The organism is Borborobacter arsenicus, from assembly GCF_003934165.1.
GTDB lineage: Bacteria > Pseudomonadota > Alphaproteobacteria > Rhizobiales > Rhizobiaceae > Pseudaminobacter > Pseudaminobacter arsenicus.
In genome coordinates, this window is sequence record NZ_RKST01000006.1 from 229570 (window position 1) to 248348 (window position 18779).

Genomic DNA, 18779 nt, shown 5'->3' on the forward strand with positions numbered 1-18779 from the left:
GTCAGATCTCCATGCCCAGCATCTTGGCCACGGTGTGGACGTCCTTGTCGCCGCGGCCGGAGAGATTGACGATCATGACCTGGTCCTTGCCCATAGTCGGCGCGAGTTTGATGGCATGGGCAATCGCATGTGCCGATTCCAGCGCGGGGATGATGCCCTCGACGCGCGTGGTCAACTGGAATGCCTCCAGCGCCTCGTCGTCGAGTATCGGCAGATAGTCGACACGGCCGGTGTCGCGCAGCCAGGAATGCTCCGGCCCGACGCCGGGATAATCAAGGCCGGCCGAAATCGAATGGCCGTCGATGATCTGGCCGTCGTCGTTTTGCAGCAGATAGGTACGATTGCCGTGCAACACGCCGGGCTTGCCGGCATTCATCGAGGCGCAGTGCTCGACGCCTTCCAGCCCGCGCCCGCCGGCCTCGATGCCGACGATCTGCACGCTGCGGTCGTCGAGGAAGGCATGGAACAGGCCGATGGCATTGGAACCGCCTCCGACAGCCGCGACGATCACGTCCGGCAGCCGGCCTTCCTGTTCGAGGATCTGGGCGCGCGCTTCCGAGCCTATCACCGACTGGAAGTCGCGAACGAGTTCCGGATAGGGGTGTGGCCCGGCCGCCGTCCCGATCAGGTAATAGGTGTCGTGGACATTGGTGACCCAGTCACGCAGCGCCTCGTTCATCGCATCCTTCAGCGTGCCATGGCCGGCGCTGACCGCCTTGACCTCGGCACCAAGCAGCTTCATGCGGAACACATTGGGCTTCTGCCTCTCGACATCGGTCGCGCCCATATAGACGACGCAGGGCAGGCCGAAGCGTGCGGTGACCGTGGCCGAGGCGACGCCATGCTGGCCGGCTCCGGTTTCGGCGATGATGCGCGTCTTGCCCATGCGCTTGGCAAGCAGGATCTGGCCCAGGCAGTTATTGATCTTGTGGCTGCCGGTATGGTTCAGATCCTCGCGCTTGAAATAGATCTTGGCGCCGCCGAGATGCCGGGTCAGGCCTTCGGCGAAATAGAGCTTCGACGGCCGGCCGGCATAGAAGGTCGACAGTTCCTGCAGCTCTGCCCGGAAGGCCGGGTCGTTCTTCGCCTCGTCCCAATGCTTTTCCAGATCGAGGATCAACGGCATCAGGGTTTCGGCAACGAAACGGCCGCCGAAAATGCCGAACATGCCCTGCTCGTCGGGTCCGGTGCGGAAGGAATTGGGTTCTGCCGGCTTGTTCACTGCCGAGCTCCTTGGCTGGAATTGAACATGGCGTCAGGCGGCGCGACTTTCGCCTGCCCGCACGGCTTGGAAAAAATCCTCGATCAGCGCCACATCCTTGATGCCAGGTGCGCTTTCCACCCCCGACGAGATATCGATGCCGGGCGGGTTGGCGAAACGGATGGCGTCGCCGATATTGGCGGCGTTGAGGCCCCCCGAAAGCATGTAATCGACTTCAGCGTCAAGACCGGCAAGCAGGCGCCAGTCAAAGGAGACGCCGTTGCCGCCCGGAAGTTGTGAGCCCGCCGGCGGCTTGGCATCGAACAGGAAGCGGTCGGCGATGCCGCGATAGGGAGCGATTGCGGCGAGATCCACGGCTTCACGGATGGCAAACGCTTTCATCACCGGCAGGCGATAGCGCATCTTCAGTTCAGCGACGCGTTCGGGCGTTTCCCGGCCGTGGAATTGCAGCATGTCCGGCGCCATCGTCGCGACAATATGATCCAGCGCTGCGTCGTCGGCATCGACCGTCACGGCCACCGCTGCGGCGCGGCCTGCTGCCTGCTGCCGCAAGCGTCCGGCATCCGCAGGCGTGATGTTGCGCGGGCTTTTCTCAAAGAAAATGAAGCCGACATGGCTCGCACCGCCTGCAAGGGCAGCCTCCAGCGCCGGTTCCGTTTTCAGGCCGCATATCTTGATGTCGAACGCCATGGCGGGGAAGTGCCACGAAATGGCGGCAAAGTCGAGGAGAACAGCGCGTGACAGGCAAGAACGGTACGGATCAGGCGAACAGGCTTTGTGCCTGCGCCTCGCTACTTGGCCTGCTCATTCGAACATGATCGCCTGCAAGGCTCCGCCATTGCGCTTGAGCCATGCCTTGCAGCGTTCGGTATCGGGGCAGAGTTCCTCGCACAGTTTCCAGAATTTCGGGCCGTGGTTCATTTCCCGCAGATGGGCGACTTCATGGGCGACGAGGTAGTTTATCACCGGTGGCGGCGCCATCATGATGCGCCAGGAAAAGGACAGCACCCCGTCAGCGGTGCAAGAGCCCCAGCGGCTTGATGTGTCGCGGAAGCGGATCGCCTTGGCGCGCCTGCCGACTGCGGCGCTGTGTTTTTCGACCAGCGCCTCGGTGTCGCGCTTTGCCTCGCGCTTGAGGAAATCGGCGATCCTGCGGGGCAGATGGAGACGCTCGCCATGAACCAGCAGGGTCGGCCCGCTCCCATCGCGGCCGACCGTGACCGTGCCCCGCTTGCCCGGCTCGTGCATGATCAGATGGGGCATGCCGCGCAGCGGGAGCTTGATCCCCGGCCTGACCTGCGGCCGATCCGGCACCTTGGCCAGGCGCTGTTCGAGCCAACCCTGATGGCGCGTGAGAAAGCGTTCCACCTCGCCGCGCGCCAGACCGGGCGGAACGGTGATCCTGAGACCGCGCCCGCCCGCGTCGATACGCAATGTCAACCGCCGGGCACGTTCGTTTTCAACGATGCGCAGCGGCAGCGCGCGACCGGCAACGACATGCTCCCGCTCCTGGACGGGAGTGGGCTGGCGGGACGGCAATTTCCTCAAGAGACCGAGCATGGTGGTGAGATTATGCGATTCGGGATCGATAGTTCGGAAAAAACAAGGGGCGCGCCAGTCGCAGCCGACAAAAACGGCGCCGCAATCTGCGACGCCGTATCTTCATCGCCCTGGACGAATTTATTCGTCGAGCAGGCCAGGCTTGGAGTTGCCGCTGTTGTTTGTGGTCGGTGCGCCCGGTTTGTTACGATTGGCCATGAAGCGGTCGAATTCTTCCTGGTCCTTGGCGCGGCGCAATTCGCGCATATAGTCGTCGAACTCGGCAAGCGTCTCGTCGAGCTTGCGGCGCTCTTCGGCCAGGCGATCGAGTTCCTTTTCACGCCAATCGTCAAACGCGACATTGCCGGTGTGTCGATGCGCCTTGCGGGAGGCTCGGCGGCAGCCGGCAAAAACGCCATCCGTCGCGTGGTTGACGTCACGCTTGAAGCCCTCGAGCCGGTCGCCCCAGATGATATAGGCAAGCATGGCCAGGCCCAGCGGCCAGAACACCATGAAGCCGATCACCATCAGCGCGATGGTCGCCGGCGTCCAGGCCGGGCGGATCAGTGCAGTCGTGTTCATGTTTGTTCGCGTCCTTCCGTTGATGGCAGCCGGCGGGGCTGCTCCATTCGACATGGGAAGAGACCTGCCAAGCTTCAAGACAATGGCAGCGAAAACCGTACAAACCGCAGAACTCGTTAGGCTTTTTTGAAACGCTCCATACCGATCACAACCATGCCTGCGACCAGCCCCCAAAATGCCGAACCGATGCCGAACAGCGTCAGGCCGGAGGCGGTGACGGCAAAGGCCGTGGTCGCCGCCATGCGCTCGCCTTCCTCGGCAAGGGCAATCGACAGCGCATTGGCAAGCGGCGCCATCAGGGCCAAGCCCGCCACCAGCACGATGAGGCTGGGCGGCAGCACGATGAAAATCGCCACCAGCGAAGCGCCGAAAACGGCGAAGACCAGATAGGTCAGCGCATAGAAGGGGCCGGTCAGCCAGCGTTGCGCCGGATCGGGGTGCGTGTCCGGGCCGGTGCAGATCGCCGCCGAAATGGCTGCGAGATTGGTGGTGAGCGCTCCAAAGGGCGCGGAAAGGAGCGAGAACAGGCCAGTGATCGAAATCAGCTTGCCCGGCACGGGCTCGTAGCCGGCGGCCTTCAGCACGGCGAGGCCGGACAGGTTCTGCGAGGCCATCGTCACCAGATAGAGCGGAATGGCCAGGCCCATGACGGCACCCGTCGAGAAGGTCGGCGCAATATAATCCAGGCTCGAGAATTCCAGCGACGGCAGACCGCCGACGCGGCCGGTGAGGAATGCCATTGCCCCGCCGGCGATCAGCACGGCAAGGACCGATAGCGCCGGATTGAACAGGCGGATGATGAAGAAGCCGGCGACCAGCGGCAGGATCAGCCAGGGATCGATCGGAACGGTCATCACCGCGCCGGTGGCGAAGGTGACGACGATGCCGGCCAGCATGCCGGACGCGACCGATGAAGGTATCTTCGAGATCAACAACATCAATGGCTTGAACAGGCCGGTGACGATGAGCAGCACGGCGGTGACGATGAAAGCGCCGACCGCCTCAGCCATCGAAAAGCCGGCGCTTGCGGCAATCAGAGCCGCGCCTGGCGTGGACCACGCCGCGATCACCGGCATGCGGCTGCGCCAGCTCAGCAGCGCCGTTTCCAGCGCTATCGCGATGCACATCGCCGTCACCCAACTCGCGGTCTGGGCAGGCGTGGCCGAAACCGCATTGGCGGCAGCGATGATGAGCGCCAGCGTGCCGCCGAAGCCGACGATTGCAGCGACGACGGCCGATGCCGGGATGGAAGCGCGCATTCCGCTAACCCGCCTGCGCGCTGACGGCCTCGACCGCCCGGATCAGCATTTCGAGATCCTGCGGCCGCGACAGCCTATGGTCGCCGTCTGGAATGAGCGACAGCGTGACATCGTCCGCCGGCAGGCAGGAGACGAGCTTCAATGCGTGGGTATGCGGCACGTCCGGGTCGGCCAATCCCTGCAATATATGCACCGGGCAGTGCGTATCGATCGGTCCTGCCATCACCTTGTTCAACCGGCCATCCTCGATCAGCGCCCTTGTGTAGATATTAGGATCGTCCGAATACTCCGAGGGCTCCTCGAAGAAGCCTCTTTCCTGTAGGTCGCGCTTTTGCGCAGCACTGAGTTGCGGCTCGACCAGTTCCGTCGTGAAATCGGGCGCCGGCGCCAAAAGCACCAGCCCTGCGATGCGCTCTCCGTCTCCTGCCTTGTGCAGTTCCTGCACCATTCTGAGCGCGATCCATGCCCCCATCGAGGAGCCGACCAGGACCTGCCGGCCGGAGGTGAAGCGGCGGAAGACTGCCAGGCTTTCGCCAAGCCATTTCGAGATCGTGCCATCGGCAAAGGCGCCGCCGGACTCGCCATGGCCGGAATAATCATGGCGCAGGAAGGCCCGACCGTTGCGTCCCGCCCAGTCGCTCAAGGTTTCGGCCTTGGTGCCGAGCATGTCGGAGCGATAGCCGCCAAGCCACATCACGCCCGGCACCTTTCCGGCAAGGCGCCGAAACGCAACGGCATTGCCGTTCACATCGATAAAGTCGGGGGGCGTGATCGTCATATTGAATTTTCCTGCAAAGCGCCGTTCTTTTGGCACAGCTCCAATCCGGCGGGAAGTCCTGTGTTGAGCCGCAGCAACAACCTGATCGTCATAAGCAGTTTCAGGTGATTTATTCTGTCTGCTGTGCTATTGACTCGCTCCGTTCTGTGCCGACATAGGCGCAGACCCCTACGCAATGAATGTCAACGGCTAAGGAGACCACGACCATTCGCAGACCTTTCAAAGCAGCGGCACCCACCAAGGACGGGCCGCGCTCCAATCGCGACATCCGGGTACCCCGGGTCCAGCTCATCGACGCAGATGGCACCAATCGCGGTGAAGTTTCAATCAATGACGCACTGCTGGCCGCCGAAGAGGCAGGCCTCGATCTCGTCGAAATATCCCCAAATGCAAATCCGCCGGTCACGAAGATTCTCGACCTCGGCAAACTGAAATATGCCAACCAGAAGAAGGCAGCCGAAGCGCGCAAGCATCAGAAGACCATCGAGATCAAGGAGATCAAGATGCGTCCGAATATCGACAGTCACGATTACGACGTGAAGATGCGGGCCGTGCGGCGCTTTTTCGAAGAAGGCGACAAGGTCAAGCTGACGCTGCGCTTCCGCGGCCGCGAGATGGCGCATATGGAGTTGGGCATGCAACTTCTCAACAAGGTGCGTGAGGAGACCGCGACCATCGCCAAGGTCGAGGCCGAACCGAAGCTTGAAGGCCGCCAGATGATGATGGTGCTCGCGCCGCGCTGACCGGCCGCCATAATTGAGACAGGTCTGTGTTTTTGGACATCGTCTCCAAACAACTGAGGCCAGCGGCGTTGCGCCAACCGCCGCTGGCCTTTTCTCAGGACGATGTCCGCCATGATTCCTGCCTATGATCTGAGCCGCTTTCAAAGGCGGCGGCGCATTGCGATCGCGATCCTGGTGAGCGTGATTTTCGCAGCGCTTCTGTTCGTGCGATCGGCCGTCACCACCGACAACACCTTCCACGAATATGTGGAATCCTTTGGCGGAGCGGCCATTCTGGTGGCAATTCTCGGGCGCACATGGTGCACGCTCTATATTGGCGGGCGCAAAAGCGCCGAGATCGTGCGGGGCGGCCCCTATTCCGTCACCCGCAATCCGCTTTACGTGTTCAGCACCATCGGCGCAGCCGGGATCGGTGCGATGACGGGAAGCGTGACGGTCGCGGTGGCATTTGCCGTCATCACCTATCTCGCATTTCATTCGGTGACGCTGGTCGAGGAAGCCTATCTCAAGCAGGCGTTCGGCGAGCCGTACCTCGATTACATGGAGCAGGTGCCGCGGTTCTTCCCCCGCTTCAGCCTGTTCCATGAAAGCGAAACCCTGACGGTGAAGCCGCAACTGATCTACCGCACCTTCACCGATGGCCTGATCTTCCTGGCCGCCTACCCGTTTTTCGAACTGGTGGAGTATCTCCAGGATACGGGAGTGCTGCCGGTTTTCCTCTGGCTTTACTGAGCGCATCGCCGGCTGGATTCGCCGGTTGCGCTTTTTTCAAGGCGCCGCTATAAGGCCGCGTCCAAGAACCGTCCGGCAGGGCATGCCGTGGCGGTTTCTAATGCTTTCGGGCGTTGGTCTGCCTGAAGCAAGAACAAGCGCAATTATGCGCGCGAGAAAAAGGAAAGCAAAATGCCCAAGATGAAGACCAAATCGGCCGCCAAGAAGCGGTTCAAGATCACTGCCACGGGCAAGGTCCTGTCGGCAGCCGCCGGCAAGCGCCACGGCATGATCAAGCGCACCAACAAGTTCATCCGCGATGCCCGCGGCACCATGGTTCTGGCAGAACCGGATGCCAAGAAGGTCATCAAGAATTTCCTGCCTAACGGCGGCGGCATCTGAGCCGGTTGGAAGCGATATTAAGGAGATCATGACATGCGCGTAAAAAGAGGCACTACCGGCCACGCCAAGCACAAGAAGGTCCTGAAGGCCGCCAAGGGCTTTTACGGCCGTCGCAAGAACACCATCCGCATCGCCAAGCAGGCAGTCGAGAAGTCGCTGCAATACGCCTATCGCGATCGCAAGAACCGCAAGCGCAATTTCCGTGCGCTCTGGGTCCAGCGCATCAATGCCGCGGTGCGCGAGCATGGCCTGACCTATGGCCGTTTCATCGATGGCCTCAACAAGGCAGGCATCGAGATCGACCGCAAGGTGCTGTCCGACATGGCCATCCATGAACCGCAGGCATTCGCGGCGCTGGTCGCCAAGGCCAAGGTGGCGCTCGAATATCTGAAGAACACCACACCGAACGCTTTTGAAAGCGCAGTCGCCTAAGACCAGCGCTTTCCCCAGCTTCGACATATCCATCCTGGGAAACCCGCGCTGGCAGGCTGGCGCGGGTTTTTCGTGTGAAAAACGGGCATGACCAAGGAACCGCAACACAGCAGCGATACGCTCTCCGCCGACGGCCTGGCGACATTGCTCAGGCTGCTGGTGACTGCGCCGCATGCGCGCGTTTCCAGTGCCGTCATCGATGGTTGCACGCTGTGGATCAAGCGCTACGACGTTGCGGAGCAGCCCTTGGCCAAAGGCGCGCATTCCGTGCTTTCGCCACTCCTGCCGCTCTATCTGCGCGCCTCGCCACGGGTAGACAGCCAGGGTTTCATCGATCGTGAAGTCCGCAAGATGACGGCTTTCCGCGATGCTGGCTTTTCGGTCGCCGATATAGTGTTCCGCAATGAGAAGGTGCTGGTGCTTTCGGAGACCGCCGAGATCGTCCAGCAACGGCTTTGGCGCTTGCGCGGCGTGGACGAGGTGGCACATGATGATCTGCTGGTCGGCATGGCCGGTGCACTGGCCAGCCTTCACCGGGCCGGGCTCTGCCATGGGCGGCCGCATCCACGCGACATGTTCGCGCATGGCGACCATTGGGGGTTCATCGACTTCGAGGAAGAACCCGAAGCCGTCATGCCTCTGGCACTCGCACAGGCCCGCGACGTCTGGCTGCTTTTCCTGCAGATATCCGGCCAGGCGTTGAGGGCCGATACCAAGGCGCGGGCATTTGACGCCTACCGCAGCAATGCACCTGACGATGCCCTTGTCGCCCTGAAAGACATTGCCCGTTTCTTTTCCGCCGTAAGTTCGCCCCTGCGCCTCGCACCCGTTTCCATGCTTGGCAAGGACGGACGGAATATTTTGAAGGGAACAGGTTTCCTGAAAGCCGCCCTCGATGCTGTCCGCACTCGGGCGGCAGAGGGTGATTTCGCACCAGCCACCGGCCACGATGGACCGAGGGGATAATCAATGACAGATCTCGAACAACTTGAACGATCCATTGTGCAGGCAGTGGCGGAAGCGACCGACGAAGCCGCGATCGAGGCCGTCCGCATCACGGCACTGGGCAAGAAGGGCTCCGTCTCGGAGATGCTGAAGACGCTCGGCTCGATGACGCCCGAGGAACGGCAGATCAAGGGCCCGGCCATCAACGGGCTGAAGAACCGTGTCACCGAGGCGCTGGCAGCCCGCAAGACCGAGCTCAGGGACGCGGCAATCACCGCGCGCCTTGCCGCCGAAAAGCTCGACGTGACGTTGCCGGTACGCCAGTCGCCGGCCGAGCGCGGCCGCATCCATCCGATCAGCCAGGTCATCGACGAGATCGCGGCGATTTTCGGCGACATGGGATTTGCGATCGCCGAGGGGCCGGACATCGAGACCGACTATTACAATTTCACCGCGCTGAACTTCCCGGAAGGGCATCCGGCGCGCGAGATGCACGACACTTTCTTCTTCCAGCCGGATGAGAAGGGCGAGCGCAAGGTGCTGCGCACCCACACCTCGCCGGTGCAGATCCGCACCATGGAAGCGCAAAAGCCGCCGATCCGCATCGTTATTCCCGGCAAGACCTACCGGCAGGATTCGGATGCCACCCATTCGCCGATGTTCCATCAGGTCGAAGGGCTGGTGGTCGACAAAACCGCCAATGTCGCCAATATGAAGTGGGTGCTGGAGGAGTTCTGCAAGGCCTTCTTCGAGGTGCCGTCGGTCAGGATGCGCTTCCGCCCGTCCTTCTTTCCATTCACCGAGCCGAGTCTGGAGGTCGATATCCAGTGCGATCGTTCACGCCCGGGCGAAGTGCGCTTCGGCGAGGGCTCGGACTGGATGGAAATTCTCGGATGCGGCATGGTGCACCCCAATGTGCTGCGCGCCGGCGGGCTCGATCCGGACGAATATCAGGGCTTTGCCTGGGGCATGGGCATCGATCGCCTCGCCATGCTGAAATACGGCATGCCGGACCTGCGCGCCTTCTTCGATGCCGATGTGCGCTGGCTGTCCCATTACGGTTTCCGCCCGCTCGACATGCCGACACTGTTCGGCGGCTTGAGCAGCTAAGCGGCGGAAAGGATATTTGTCATGAAATTCACCCTCTCCTGGCTCAAGGATCACCTTGAAACCGAAGCCTCGCTCGATGAGATCGTCGAGCGACTGACCATGATCGGCCTTGAGGTCGAATCCGTCGACGACAAGTCGGCGCTGAAGCCTTTTGTCATCGCCAGGGTGCTGACGGCTGACCGACACCCCGACGCCGACAAGCTGCAGGTGCTGAGCGTCGATACCGGCGCGGGCGCGCCGGTCCAGGTGGTCTGCGGCGCGCCCAATGCGCGCGCCGGACTGATCGGAGCCTTCGCCGCACCCGGCGCCTATGTCCCCGGCATCGATGTGACGCTTACGGTCGGCAAGATCAGAGGCGTCGAGAGCCACGGCATGATGTGCTCGGAGCGCGAGCTTCAGCTTTCCGACGAGCACACCGGTATCATCGACCTGCCCGAAGATGCGCCGGTCGGCACGTCATTTGCCGCCTATGCGCATCTCGACGACCCGGTCATCGAGATCAACCTGACGCCGAACCGCCCCGATGCCACCGGCGTCTACGGCATTGCACGCGATCTGGCCGCAAGCGGGCTCGGCAAGCTGAAGCCAGCCCCTATCGGCAAGATCGAGGGCGAAGGCGAATGCCCAATAAAGGTGACGATCGAGGCACCGGAGCTTTGCCCCGGCTTTGCGGTGCGTCTCGTTCGCGGCGTCAAGAACGGCCCCTCTCCGAAATGGCTGCAGCAACGGCTGATCGCCATAGGGCTTCGGCCGATCAATGCGCTGGTCGACATCACCAACTACCTCACCTTCGACCGCGGCCGCCCGCTGCATGTCTATGATGCCGCGAAGGTGAAGGGCGACCTCGTCGTGCGACGGGCGAAGGAGGGCGAGAAGGTGCTGGCGCTCGACGGGCGCGAATATGCGCTGACCCCCGAAATGTGCACCATTGCCGATGCCAAGGGCCCGGATTCCATCGCCGGCGTGATGGGCGGCGAGCATACGGGCAGCGATGAGGGCACCACGGATGTGCTGATCGAGTCGGCACTGTGGGAGCCGCTCAACATCGCCCGCACCGGGCGCACGCTCGGCATCATCACCGATGCCCGCTATCGCTTCGAGCGCGGTGTCGATCCCGAATTCATGGCGCCGGGGCTGGATCTGGCGACCCGGATGGTGATCGACCTGTGCGGCGGCTCGCCCTCCCGTGCAGAAGTCACCGGTTATGCCGGCCATACCCCGAAGGTCGTGTCCCTCCCGCTGGCGGAGGTCAAGCGGCTCACCGGCATCGAAGTTCCGCGGCAGGAAAGCCTCGACATTCTCACCCGCCTTGGTTTCAAGCCGCTGGGCAATGGCGATGTGGTCGATGTCGAGGTGCCGTCCTGGCGTCCTGATGTCGACGGCAAGGCCGATCTGGTGGAAGAGGTGATGCGCATTCATGGCGTCGACAATATCGCGCCGCAGCCGCTGACCAGCCATGACGCCGTCAATGGCAAGATCCTGACCTCACTCCAGATCCGCACCCGCTCGGCCAAGCGGGCGCTCGCCGTGCGCGGCATGATGGAAGCGGTGACGTGGTCGTTCATTCCGGCCCGGCATGCCGAGCTGTTCGGCGGCGGGCAGGGCGCGCTGAAGCTTGCCAACCCGATCGCCGCCGACATGTCGGACATGCGGCCCTCGCTTCTGCCGGGGCTGATCGCTGCCGCCCAGCGCAACGCCGCCCGCGGCATCGGCGATGTTGCCCTGTTCGAAGTGTCCGGCACCTATGAGGGCGACACGCCCGAGGCGCAGCGGCGCGTTGCTTCAGGCGTTCGGCGCGGTACCGCCGGGCTCGATGGTGCGGGCCGGCACTGGGCCGGCAATGCCACGACCGTTGGCGTGTTCGACGCCAAGGCCGATGCGCTGGCCGTCCTGGAAGCCTGCGGCGCGCCGGTGGACAAACTGCAGATCGAGCCGGGCGGCCCCTCCTGGTATCATCCCGGCCGAAGCGGCACCATCAAGCTCGGCCCCAAGGTGGTGCTCGGCCATTTCGGTGAATTCCACCCCAAGACGCTGGAAGCCCTGGACGTCTCCGGCCCGCTTTGCGGCTTCGAAGTGTTCATCGACGTTATCCCCGAGCCGAAGGCAAAGCCGACCCGCACCAAGCCCAGGCTCGAACTGTCGCCCTTCCAGGCGGTGAAGCGCGACTTCGCCTTTGTCGTCGACAAGACAGTGGAGGCGGCGGTGCTGACGCGCGCGGCCGCTTCTGCCGACAAGAAGCTGATTACCGGTGTTTCGGTATTCGACATCTTCGAAGGTCCTTCTCTTGGCGAAGGCAAGAAGTCGGTGGCGATCGAGGTCTCGATCCAGCCGGTGGAGCGGACGCTGACCGATGAGGATTTCGAGGCATTGGCCGCACGTATCGTCGCCAATGTCGCCAAACAGACCGGCGGTGTGCTGCGCGGCTGATCTTCTCAGGTATTCCAGTCTGAAAGCCGGGCCTTGGGCCCGGCTTTTCTTTTGGCCACCCGCTAGGCTAGGCTCACGCGAGCAGTTTGAGGAGGAGCCAAAAATGTTCCGCTGGGGTGTTCTGTCAACGGCTAAGATCGCGCGCGAGCAGGTGCTGCCGGCGATAGCCGACGCCGAAAACGGGGTCGTTGCCGCAATCGCCAGCCGCGATCCTGGCAAGGCACACGCGCTGGCCGACCGCTTCGGCGCTCCCCACGCCTTCGGTTCCTACGAAGCCCTGCTGGAGTCCGACGAGGTCGACGGCGTCTACATTCCGCTGCCGACCTCGCAGCATGTGGAATGGGCCGCCAAGGCAGCCAAGGCCGGCAAGCATGTGCTGGTCGAAAAGCCGCTGGCACTCGACGCCAGCGACATCGAGCCGCTGATCGAGGTCCGCGAGCACAAGCGCGTGCTGATCAGCGAAGCCTTCATGGTGTTCTACCATCCGCAATGGGCGAAGGTTCGCGAACTGATCGGCGAGGGCGCCATCGGAAGGCTGCGTCACGTTCAGGGCGCCTTCGCCTATTTCAACACCGATCCCAACAATATGCGCAACCAGCTTGCTCTGGGCGGCGGCGCGCTGCCCGACATCGGCGTCTATCCGATCGTGGTGACGCGCATGGTGACGGGCAAGGAGCCGCTACGGGTCCAGGCGACGGTGGAGCGTGACCCGAAGTTCGGCACCGACATCTATTCGAGCGCCAAGGTCGATTTCGGTGGCTTCGACCTCGGCTTCTACTGCTCGACCCAGATGGCGCTGCGCCAATTCATGGTGTTTCACGGCGAAACCGGCTTCATCGAGGTCCATGCACCATTCAATGCCGGCGACTATGACCACCACCGGATCGAGCTTCACAACCAGAACCACGCGCAGGCGACGGTTTTTCGTTTTTCGGGCGCACGCCAATACCGGCTGCAGGTCGAGGCCTTCGCGCGGGCGGCACTTGGCGGCGCGGACGCCGTCTTCTCGCTGGAAAATTCCGTTCTGAACCAGAAGGTCATAGACGCGATCTTCCGCGCCGGAATGCATGACGGCTGGGAACAGGTCTAGCGCTGCCTGTCAATTGCCGCTGACCTTGCGGGCGCCGCGGTATCAGAGTGCTTGCGCCTTGTGACGGCTATTCTTATATACGCCCGAGGATCGCCGGGCTGCCGTGAAAACGGTCGAAGTCCGGTGAGTTTCTTGTGAACAGGGGCTGCCGCCGGAACGCCTACGGGGTCCTGGCAGCCTGCTTAGCGGAGAGTGAAGATATGGCTAAAGTAATCGGCATAGATTTGGGAACGACCAATTCCTGCGTCGCCGTCATGGACGGGAAGGACGCAAAGGTCATTGAGAATGCGGAAGGTGCGCGCACGACCCCTTCCATCGTTGCCTTCACTGATGGCGACGAGCGGCTCGTCGGCCAGCCGGCCAAGCGCCAGGCGGTGACGAACCCCGAAAACACGATTTTTGCGGTGAAGCGCCTTATCGGCCGCCGCTATGACGATCCCGTCACCGAAAAGGACAAGAAGCTCGTCCCCTATCATATCGTCAAGGGTGACAATGGCGATGCCTGGGTCGATGCCGGCGGCAAGAAGCAGTCGCCCTCCCAGATCTCGGCGATGATCCTCCAGAAGATGAAGGAAACCGCTGAAGCCTATCTCGGCGAGAAGGTCGAGAAGGCGGTCATCACGGTTCCGGCCTATTTCAATGACGCCCAGCGCCAGGCCACCAAGGATGCCGGCAAGATCGCCGGCCTTGAAGTGCTGCGCATCATCAACGAGCCGACGGCTGCAGCCCTTGCCTATGGCCTCGACAAGCGCGACGGCAAGACCATTGCCGTCTACGACCTTGGCGGCGGCACCTTCGACATTTCGGTGCTGGAGATCGGCGACGGCGTCTTCGAGGTCAAGTCGACCAATGGCGACACCTTCCTTGGCGGCGAAGATTTCGACATGCGCCTGGTCGAATATCTGGCGGCCGAGTTCAAGAAGGAACAGGGCATAGACCTGAAGAACGACAAGCTTGCCCTGCAGCGCCTGAAGGAAGCCGCAGAAAAGGCCAAGATCGAGCTGTCGTCCACGACGCAGACCGAGATCAACCTGCCCTTCATCACCGCCGATGCGACCGGACCCAAGCACCTGACGCTGAAGCTGACGCGCGCGAAGTTCGAGAGCCTGGTCGACGACCTCGTCCAGCGCACCATCGAGCCATGCAAGGCGGCGCTGAAGGATGCCGGCCTGCGCGCGGGCGAGATCGATGAGGTGGTTCTGGTCGGCGGCATGACCCGCATGCCCAAGATCCAGGAAGTGGTGAAGCAGTTCTTCGGCAAGGAGCCGCACAAGGGCGTCAATCCGGACGAGGTCGTCGCCATGGGCGCGGCCATCCAGGCCGGCGTGCTTCAGGGCGACGTCAAGGACGTGCTGCTGCTCGACGTGACCCCGCTGTCGCTCGGTATCGAGACGCTCGGCGGCGTGTTCACGCGCCTTATCGAACGCAACACCACGATCCCGACCAAGAAGAGCCAGGTATTCTCCACGGCCGAGGACAGCCAGTCTGCCGTCACGATCCGCGTCTTCCAGGGCGAGCGCGAAATGGCGGCCGACAACAAGCTGCTTGGCCAGTTCGACCTGGTCGGCATTCCGCCGGCACCGCGCGGCGTGCCGCAGATCGAGGTTACCTTCGACATCGACGCCAACGGCATCGTCAACGTCTCGGCCAAGGACAAGGGTACCGGCAAGGAGCATCAGATCCGCATCCAGGCTTCCGGCGGCCTTAGCGACGCCGACATCGAAAAGATGGTCAAGGATGCCGAGGCCAATGCCGAGGCAGACAAGAAGCGCAAGGCTCTGGTCGAGGCTCGCAACCAGGCCGAGGCTCTGGTGCATTCGTCGGAGAAGTCGCTCAAGGATTATGGCGAAAAGGTCTCCGAGGCCGACCGCACCGCGATTTCCGATGCGATCGCTGCATTGAAGACCGCTGCGGAGGGCGATGACGTCGAAGAGATCAACGCCAAGAGCCAGACGCTTGCGGAAGTCTCGATGAAGCTTGGCCAGGCCATGTATGAGGCCTCGCAGAAGGAAGCCGCCGAGGCCGACGCTGCCGCTGATGCGGCCAAGGATGGCGCGGACGTCGTCGATGCCGATTTCGAGGAAATCAACGACGACGACGACAAGAAAAAGTCGGCCTGATGCGCGCGGCTTGAGACAAAGAAAAGGCCTGGCACCTTTGCTGGGCCCTTTTTGTGATGGGATGGAATATAGAAGGCGAGATGGCGTGTCTCTGGTATCGGCCGGCTCGACTTACTAAATCAGATACCGATACGAAGGTGGCGGACGAAACGATGCGTCAAGACATTTCTCGTTCGGTTCGTGGGACAAGATGAAAGCAGATTTCTACGAAACGCTGGGCGTCCACAAGGGCGCGGATGAAAAGGAACTGAAAAGCGCCTTTCGCAAGCTTGCCATGCAGTTCCATCCCGACCGCAACCCCGGCGATCATGCCTGCGAGCACAAGTTCAAGGAAATCAACGAAGCCTATGAGACGCTGAAGGACCCGCAGAAGCGGGCGGCCTATGATCGCTTCGGCCACGCCGCCTTTGAAAATGGCGGCATGAATGGCGGCGGCCATGGATTTGGCGGCGGCGGCTTCTCCGATATCTTCGAGGACATTTTCGGCGAGATGATGGGCGGCCGCCAGCGGCGCTCGTCAGGTGGCCGTGAGCGCGGCGCCGACCTGCGCTACAATATGGAGATAACGCTGGAAGAGGCCTTTGCCGGCAAGACCGCGCAAATCCATGTCCCTGCCTCCATTTCCTGCACCGATTGCTCCGGTTCCGGCGCCAAGCCAGGCACCCAGCCGGTCACCTGCTCCATGTGTTCCGGCTCCGGCCGCGTCCGCGCCAGCCAGGGCTTCTTCTCCATCGAGCGGACCTGCCCGCAATGTCAGGGGCGCGGTCAGACGATCAAGGACCCTTGCCCGAAATGCTCCGGCCAGGGCCGGGTCGTGGAAGAGCGTTCGCTGTCAGTCAATATTCCGGCCGGCATCGAGGACGGCACCCGAATCAGGCTGGCCAATGAGGGCGAAGCAGGCTTGCGGGGCGGACCGCCCGGCGATCTTTATATCTTCCTGTCGGTCAAACCGCACGAATTCTTCCAGCGCGACGGCGCCGATCTCTACTGCAAGGTGCCGATTTCCATGACGACGGCGGCGCTCGGCGGCTCTTTCGAGGTCGCGACGCTCGACGGCACCCAGACCCGCGTGAAGGTGCCCGAAGGCACGCAGAACGGCCGCCAGTTCCGCCTCAAGGGCAAGGGCATGCCGGTACTGCGCCAGCCCACGATCGGTGATCTTTATATCCAGACCGCCGTGGAAACGCCGCAGAACCTGACCAAGCGCCAGCGCGAATTGCTCGAGGAATTCGAGCAGCTTTCCTCGCAGGACAACAGCCCGCAGTCGAGCGGATTTTTTGCCCGCATGAAGGACTTCTTCGAATCCTTCAGCGAGTAGCTCGCTCCAAAAGCCTGTTGATCTTTCGTAGCGCAAGCCCATGTTTTACCTTGCGTCATCGGCGGCACGGCGTATGTATTCGCCCGGGGGCGAGAGCGCAGGAGAGAAGACGTCAATGGCACGTGGGTCCGGTTTGCGGAAGTCGCTCGCTACGAAATTCGATGATGAACTGCGTTTCTTCAAGGGCTGGATGGACAAGCCCAAGGCAGTCGGTTCCATCATCCCGACCAGTTCGGTCACCGCGCGGCGCATGGCGTCCATCATTGATCTTGGCTCGAAGCTTCCGGTGCTTGAACTGGGGCCTGGAACCGGTGTCGTCACCCGAGCGATCCTGAAGCGGGGCGTGAAGCCGCAGGACATCTATGCGGTCGAATATTCCTCCGAATTCGTCGATCACGTGCGCAAGAACTTTCCCGGCGTCAATGTCATCCAGGGCGATGCCTTCGACCTTGGCACGACGCTCGGCGAGAAGGCCGGGTTGACATTCGATTGCGCGATTTCGGCGGTCCCGCTGCTCAACTTCCCGATGATCCGGCGCGTGGCCTATGTCAACGACCTGCTTGATCGCCTGCCGCCCGGCCGGCCGGTGATCCAGATCACCTATGGCCCGCTGTCGCCGGTTCCGGCGCGGCATGGCGAGTACACGGTCGAGCATTTCGATTTCGTCATCCGCAACATTCCTCCGGCACAGCTCTGGCTCTACCGCCGCGTCGGCCACAGTTGAGCCCGCAGATCACGACATTTGCATCGGCGGCCCGTTCGCCTATACCCGGCGGACAGGAGGTGCATTCATGACAGCCAGAATACTCGTCTTTGCCGGCTCGCTCCGCAACGGTGCCTTCAGCATCAGGACGGCGGATGCAGCCACAAGAGAACTCGCGCTGCAGGGCGCCGAGGTGACCCGGATATCGCTCGGCGACTACCCACTGCCGATCATGGACGAGAATCTCGAAAAGGAGCACGGCGTTCCTGAGAACGCAGTGAAACTCGGTCGGCAGATCGCCGCCCATGACGGCTTCCTGATTGCGAGCCCCGAATATAATTCCTCGATCCCACCGCTGCTCAAGAACGCGCTCGACTGGGTAAGCCGGGTGCGCAAGGACAATGGCCGCCCCTTCAAGCCCTATGCCGGCAAGGTCGCCGCATTGTGCTCATCCTCCGACGGCAATTTTGGCGGCCTACGCGGGCTCTATCATCTTCGTTCGGTGTTGATGAACTGCCAGGTCGAGATCATCACGCCGCAATGTTCGGTTGCGCGCGCAAGCGAAGCATTCGATGAAAACGGCGATTTCCGCGAAGAACGGCTGCGCCATTCCATGGAAAATGTGGTCAGAACGCTGATCGAACGCGCCCTCATGCTTTCGGCAAGGAAAGACCCATGACCCCAGCCACGCTGCGCGAACGCCTGATCGTCGGTCTTGATGTACCGACCCTGAAGGACGCCGAAACGGTGGTCCGCGATCTGGAAGGCGTCGTTACCTTCTACAAGATCGGCTACCAGCTCGCCTTTGCCGGCGGCCTCGACTTCGCCCGCGAACTTGCAAGCGGCGGCGCCCGGGTCTTTCTCGACATGAAGCTGCTCGACATCGACAACACCGTTGCCAAAGGTGTGGAAAATGTCGCGCGAATGGGTGTCTCGATGCTGACGCTGCATGCCTACCCAAAGGCGATGCGGTCGGCAGTAGAGGCGGCAAGGGGCAGCGAATTGTGCCTGCTCGGCGTGACCGTCCTGACCTCCATGGATGAACAGGACCTGATCGACGCCGGCTACCAGTACGATCCGCGCAGCCTGGTCCTGCGCCGCGCCGAACAGGCGCGGCAGGCCGGCATGGGCGGTATCGTCTGCTCGGCCGAGGAAGCCTCGGCTGTACGCACTGTTGTCGGGCCGGACCTCGCTGTTGTCACGCCAGGAATCCGCCTTGCCGGCGGCGAAAGCGGCGACCAGAAGCGGGTGACCACGCCCGCACAGGCGATTCGCAACGGCTCCAGCCACCTCGTCGTCAGTCGGCCGATCGTCGCATCTGTTGACAGGCGTGCCGCCGCACAAGCTATCCTTGCCGATATGGAGCAGGCTTGAACTGCCATCGGACAAGAGAAACCA

At 62.3% G+C, this 18779-nt stretch carries 19 protein-coding genes; 13 read left to right on the forward strand and 6 right to left on the reverse strand.

Annotation, left to right across the window (positions count from 1 at the left end; all coding sequences use genetic code 11):
- Position 1: 1 nt before the first annotated feature.
- The 6 genes from trpB to EET67_RS11815 form a co-directional block, all read right to left on the reverse strand.
- Positions 2 to 1222: a tryptophan synthase subunit beta gene (gene trpB / locus EET67_RS11790; RefSeq protein ID WP_128626370.1), complete on the reverse strand. Its 1221-nt coding sequence runs from the start codon at positions 1220 to 1222 to the stop codon at positions 2 to 4.
- A 33-nt stretch (positions 1223 to 1255) separates the two neighbouring features.
- Positions 1256 to 1912: a phosphoribosylanthranilate isomerase gene (locus EET67_RS11795; protein WP_128626371.1), complete on the reverse strand. Its 657-nt coding sequence runs from the start codon at positions 1910 to 1912 to the stop codon at positions 1256 to 1258.
- Between the two features lie 114 nt (positions 1913 to 2026).
- A complete protein-coding gene (locus EET67_RS11800) occupies positions 2027 to 2782 on the reverse strand; it encodes a M48 family metallopeptidase (protein WP_128626372.1) in 756 nt (251 codons plus the stop codon).
- 120 nt (positions 2783 to 2902) lie between these two features.
- Positions 2903 to 3343 carry a DUF2852 domain-containing protein gene (locus tag EET67_RS11805; RefSeq protein ID WP_128626373.1) on the reverse strand — a complete coding sequence of 147 codons (441 nt, stop codon included), beginning with the start codon at positions 3341 to 3343 and terminating at the stop codon, positions 2903 to 2905.
- Between the two features lie 116 nt (positions 3344 to 3459).
- Positions 3460 to 4602 carry a benzoate/H(+) symporter BenE family transporter gene (locus EET67_RS11810; RefSeq protein ID WP_128626374.1) on the reverse strand — a complete coding sequence of 381 codons (1143 nt, stop codon included), beginning with the start codon at positions 4600 to 4602 and terminating at the stop codon, positions 3460 to 3462.
- Positions 4603 to 4606: 4 nt separating this feature from the next.
- Positions 4607 to 5380, reverse strand: coding sequence for an alpha/beta hydrolase (locus EET67_RS11815; protein WP_128626375.1), 774 nt, complete (start codon positions 5378 to 5380; stop codon positions 4607 to 4609).
- Between the two features lie 206 nt (positions 5381 to 5586).
- Here EET67_RS11815 and infC point away from each other — a divergent pair, with 206 nt between their 5' ends.
- The 13 genes from infC (at position 5587) to pyrF (ending at position 18755) form a co-directional block, all read left to right on the forward strand.
- Positions 5587 to 6123: a translation initiation factor IF-3 gene (gene infC, locus EET67_RS11820; protein WP_128626475.1), complete on the forward strand. Its 537-nt coding sequence runs from the start codon at positions 5587 to 5589 to the stop codon at positions 6121 to 6123.
- A 111-nt stretch (positions 6124 to 6234) separates the two neighbouring features.
- Complete coding sequence (locus tag EET67_RS11825; RefSeq protein WP_128626376.1) at positions 6235 to 6855, forward strand: methyltransferase family protein; 621 nt, start codon at positions 6235 to 6237, stop codon at positions 6853 to 6855.
- Between the two features lie 171 nt (positions 6856 to 7026).
- Entirely contained in the window at positions 7027 to 7236 is a 210-nt protein-coding gene (gene rpmI / locus EET67_RS11830; protein WP_128626377.1) for a 50S ribosomal protein L35, read from the forward strand.
- Between the two features lie 33 nt (positions 7237 to 7269).
- Positions 7270 to 7668: a 50S ribosomal protein L20 gene (rplT, locus tag EET67_RS11835; protein ID WP_128626378.1), complete on the forward strand. Its 399-nt coding sequence runs from the start codon at positions 7270 to 7272 to the stop codon at positions 7666 to 7668.
- Between the two features lie 87 nt (positions 7669 to 7755).
- Positions 7756 to 8634 (forward strand): lipopolysaccharide kinase InaA family protein, encoded by an 879-nt coding sequence (locus EET67_RS11840; protein ID WP_210211118.1) that lies wholly within the window; start codon positions 7756 to 7758, stop codon positions 8632 to 8634.
- 3 nt (positions 8635 to 8637) lie between these two features.
- On the forward strand, positions 8638 to 9723 hold the full coding sequence (gene pheS / locus EET67_RS11845) for a phenylalanine--tRNA ligase subunit alpha (protein ID WP_128626379.1): 1086 nt from the start codon (positions 8638 to 8640) through the stop codon (positions 9721 to 9723).
- Between the two features lie 21 nt (positions 9724 to 9744).
- Positions 9745 to 12150 (forward strand): phenylalanine--tRNA ligase subunit beta, encoded by a 2406-nt coding sequence (pheT, locus tag EET67_RS11850; protein ID WP_128626380.1) that lies wholly within the window; start codon positions 9745 to 9747, stop codon positions 12148 to 12150.
- A 103-nt stretch (positions 12151 to 12253) separates the two neighbouring features.
- Complete coding sequence (locus EET67_RS11855; protein WP_128626381.1) at positions 12254 to 13240, forward strand: Gfo/Idh/MocA family protein; 987 nt, start codon at positions 12254 to 12256, stop codon at positions 13238 to 13240.
- A 200-nt stretch (positions 13241 to 13440) separates the two neighbouring features.
- Complete coding sequence (gene dnaK, locus EET67_RS11860; protein WP_128626382.1) at positions 13441 to 15360, forward strand: molecular chaperone DnaK; 1920 nt, start codon at positions 13441 to 13443, stop codon at positions 15358 to 15360.
- Between the two features lie 190 nt (positions 15361 to 15550).
- Complete coding sequence (dnaJ, locus tag EET67_RS11865; RefSeq protein ID WP_128626383.1) at positions 15551 to 16678, forward strand: molecular chaperone DnaJ; 1128 nt, start codon at positions 15551 to 15553, stop codon at positions 16676 to 16678.
- A 115-nt stretch (positions 16679 to 16793) separates the two neighbouring features.
- A complete protein-coding gene (pmtA, locus tag EET67_RS11870) occupies positions 16794 to 17402 on the forward strand; it encodes a phospholipid N-methyltransferase PmtA (RefSeq protein WP_128626384.1) in 609 nt (202 codons plus the stop codon).
- Between the two features lie 67 nt (positions 17403 to 17469).
- Entirely contained in the window at positions 17470 to 18060 is a 591-nt protein-coding gene (locus tag EET67_RS11875) for an NADPH-dependent FMN reductase (RefSeq protein ID WP_128626385.1), read from the forward strand.
- On the forward strand, positions 18057 to 18755 hold the full coding sequence (pyrF, locus tag EET67_RS11880) for an orotidine-5'-phosphate decarboxylase (RefSeq protein ID WP_128626386.1): 699 nt from the start codon (positions 18057 to 18059) through the stop codon (positions 18753 to 18755). Before EET67_RS11875 ends, pyrF begins: the two co-directional genes overlap by 4 nt.
- Positions 18756 to 18779: the final 24 nt, after the last annotated feature.

Bases quoted from the DNA above. Each gene is read 5' to 3' on its own strand.
- pyrF (WP_128626386.1), top strand. From the start codon at position 18,057: ATGACCCCAGCCACGCTGCGCGAACGCCTGATCGTCGGTCTTGATGTA.
- EET67_RS11815 (WP_128626375.1), bottom strand. From the start codon at position 5,380: ATGACGATCACGCCCCCCGACTTTATCGATGTGAACGGCAATGCCGTT.
- EET67_RS11795 (WP_128626371.1), bottom strand. From the start codon at position 1,912: ATGGCGTTCGACATCAAGATATGCGGCCTGAAAACGGAACCGGCGCTG.
- EET67_RS11810 (WP_128626374.1), bottom strand. From the start codon at position 4,602: ATGCGCGCTTCCATCCCGGCATCGGCCGTCGTCGCTGCAATCGTCGGC.
- EET67_RS11855 (WP_128626381.1), top strand. From the start codon at position 12,254: ATGTTCCGCTGGGGTGTTCTGTCAACGGCTAAGATCGCGCGCGAGCAG.
- EET67_RS11805 (WP_128626373.1), bottom strand. From the start codon at position 3,343: ATGAACACGACTGCACTGATCCGCCCGGCCTGGACGCCGGCGACCATC.
- pheT (WP_128626380.1), top strand. From the start codon at position 9,745: ATGAAATTCACCCTCTCCTGGCTCAAGGATCACCTTGAAACCGAAGCC.
- dnaK (WP_128626382.1), top strand. From the start codon at position 13,441: ATGGCTAAAGTAATCGGCATAGATTTGGGAACGACCAATTCCTGCGTC.
- pheS (WP_128626379.1), top strand. From the start codon at position 8,638: ATGACAGATCTCGAACAACTTGAACGATCCATTGTGCAGGCAGTGGCG.
- EET67_RS11875 (WP_128626385.1), top strand. From the start codon at position 17,470: ATGACAGCCAGAATACTCGTCTTTGCCGGCTCGCTCCGCAACGGTGCC.
- pmtA (WP_128626384.1), top strand. From the start codon at position 16,794: ATGGCACGTGGGTCCGGTTTGCGGAAGTCGCTCGCTACGAAATTCGAT.
- rpmI (WP_128626377.1), top strand. From the start codon at position 7,027: ATGCCCAAGATGAAGACCAAATCGGCCGCCAAGAAGCGGTTCAAGATC.
- EET67_RS11800 (WP_128626372.1), bottom strand. From the start codon at position 2,782: ATGCTCGGTCTCTTGAGGAAATTGCCGTCCCGCCAGCCCACTCCCGTC.
- rplT (WP_128626378.1), top strand. From the start codon at position 7,270: ATGCGCGTAAAAAGAGGCACTACCGGCCACGCCAAGCACAAGAAGGTC.
- EET67_RS11825 (WP_128626376.1), top strand. From the start codon at position 6,235: ATGATTCCTGCCTATGATCTGAGCCGCTTTCAAAGGCGGCGGCGCATT.
- dnaJ (WP_128626383.1), top strand. From the start codon at position 15,551: ATGAAAGCAGATTTCTACGAAACGCTGGGCGTCCACAAGGGCGCGGAT.
- EET67_RS11840 (WP_210211118.1), top strand. From the start codon at position 7,756: ATGACCAAGGAACCGCAACACAGCAGCGATACGCTCTCCGCCGACGGC.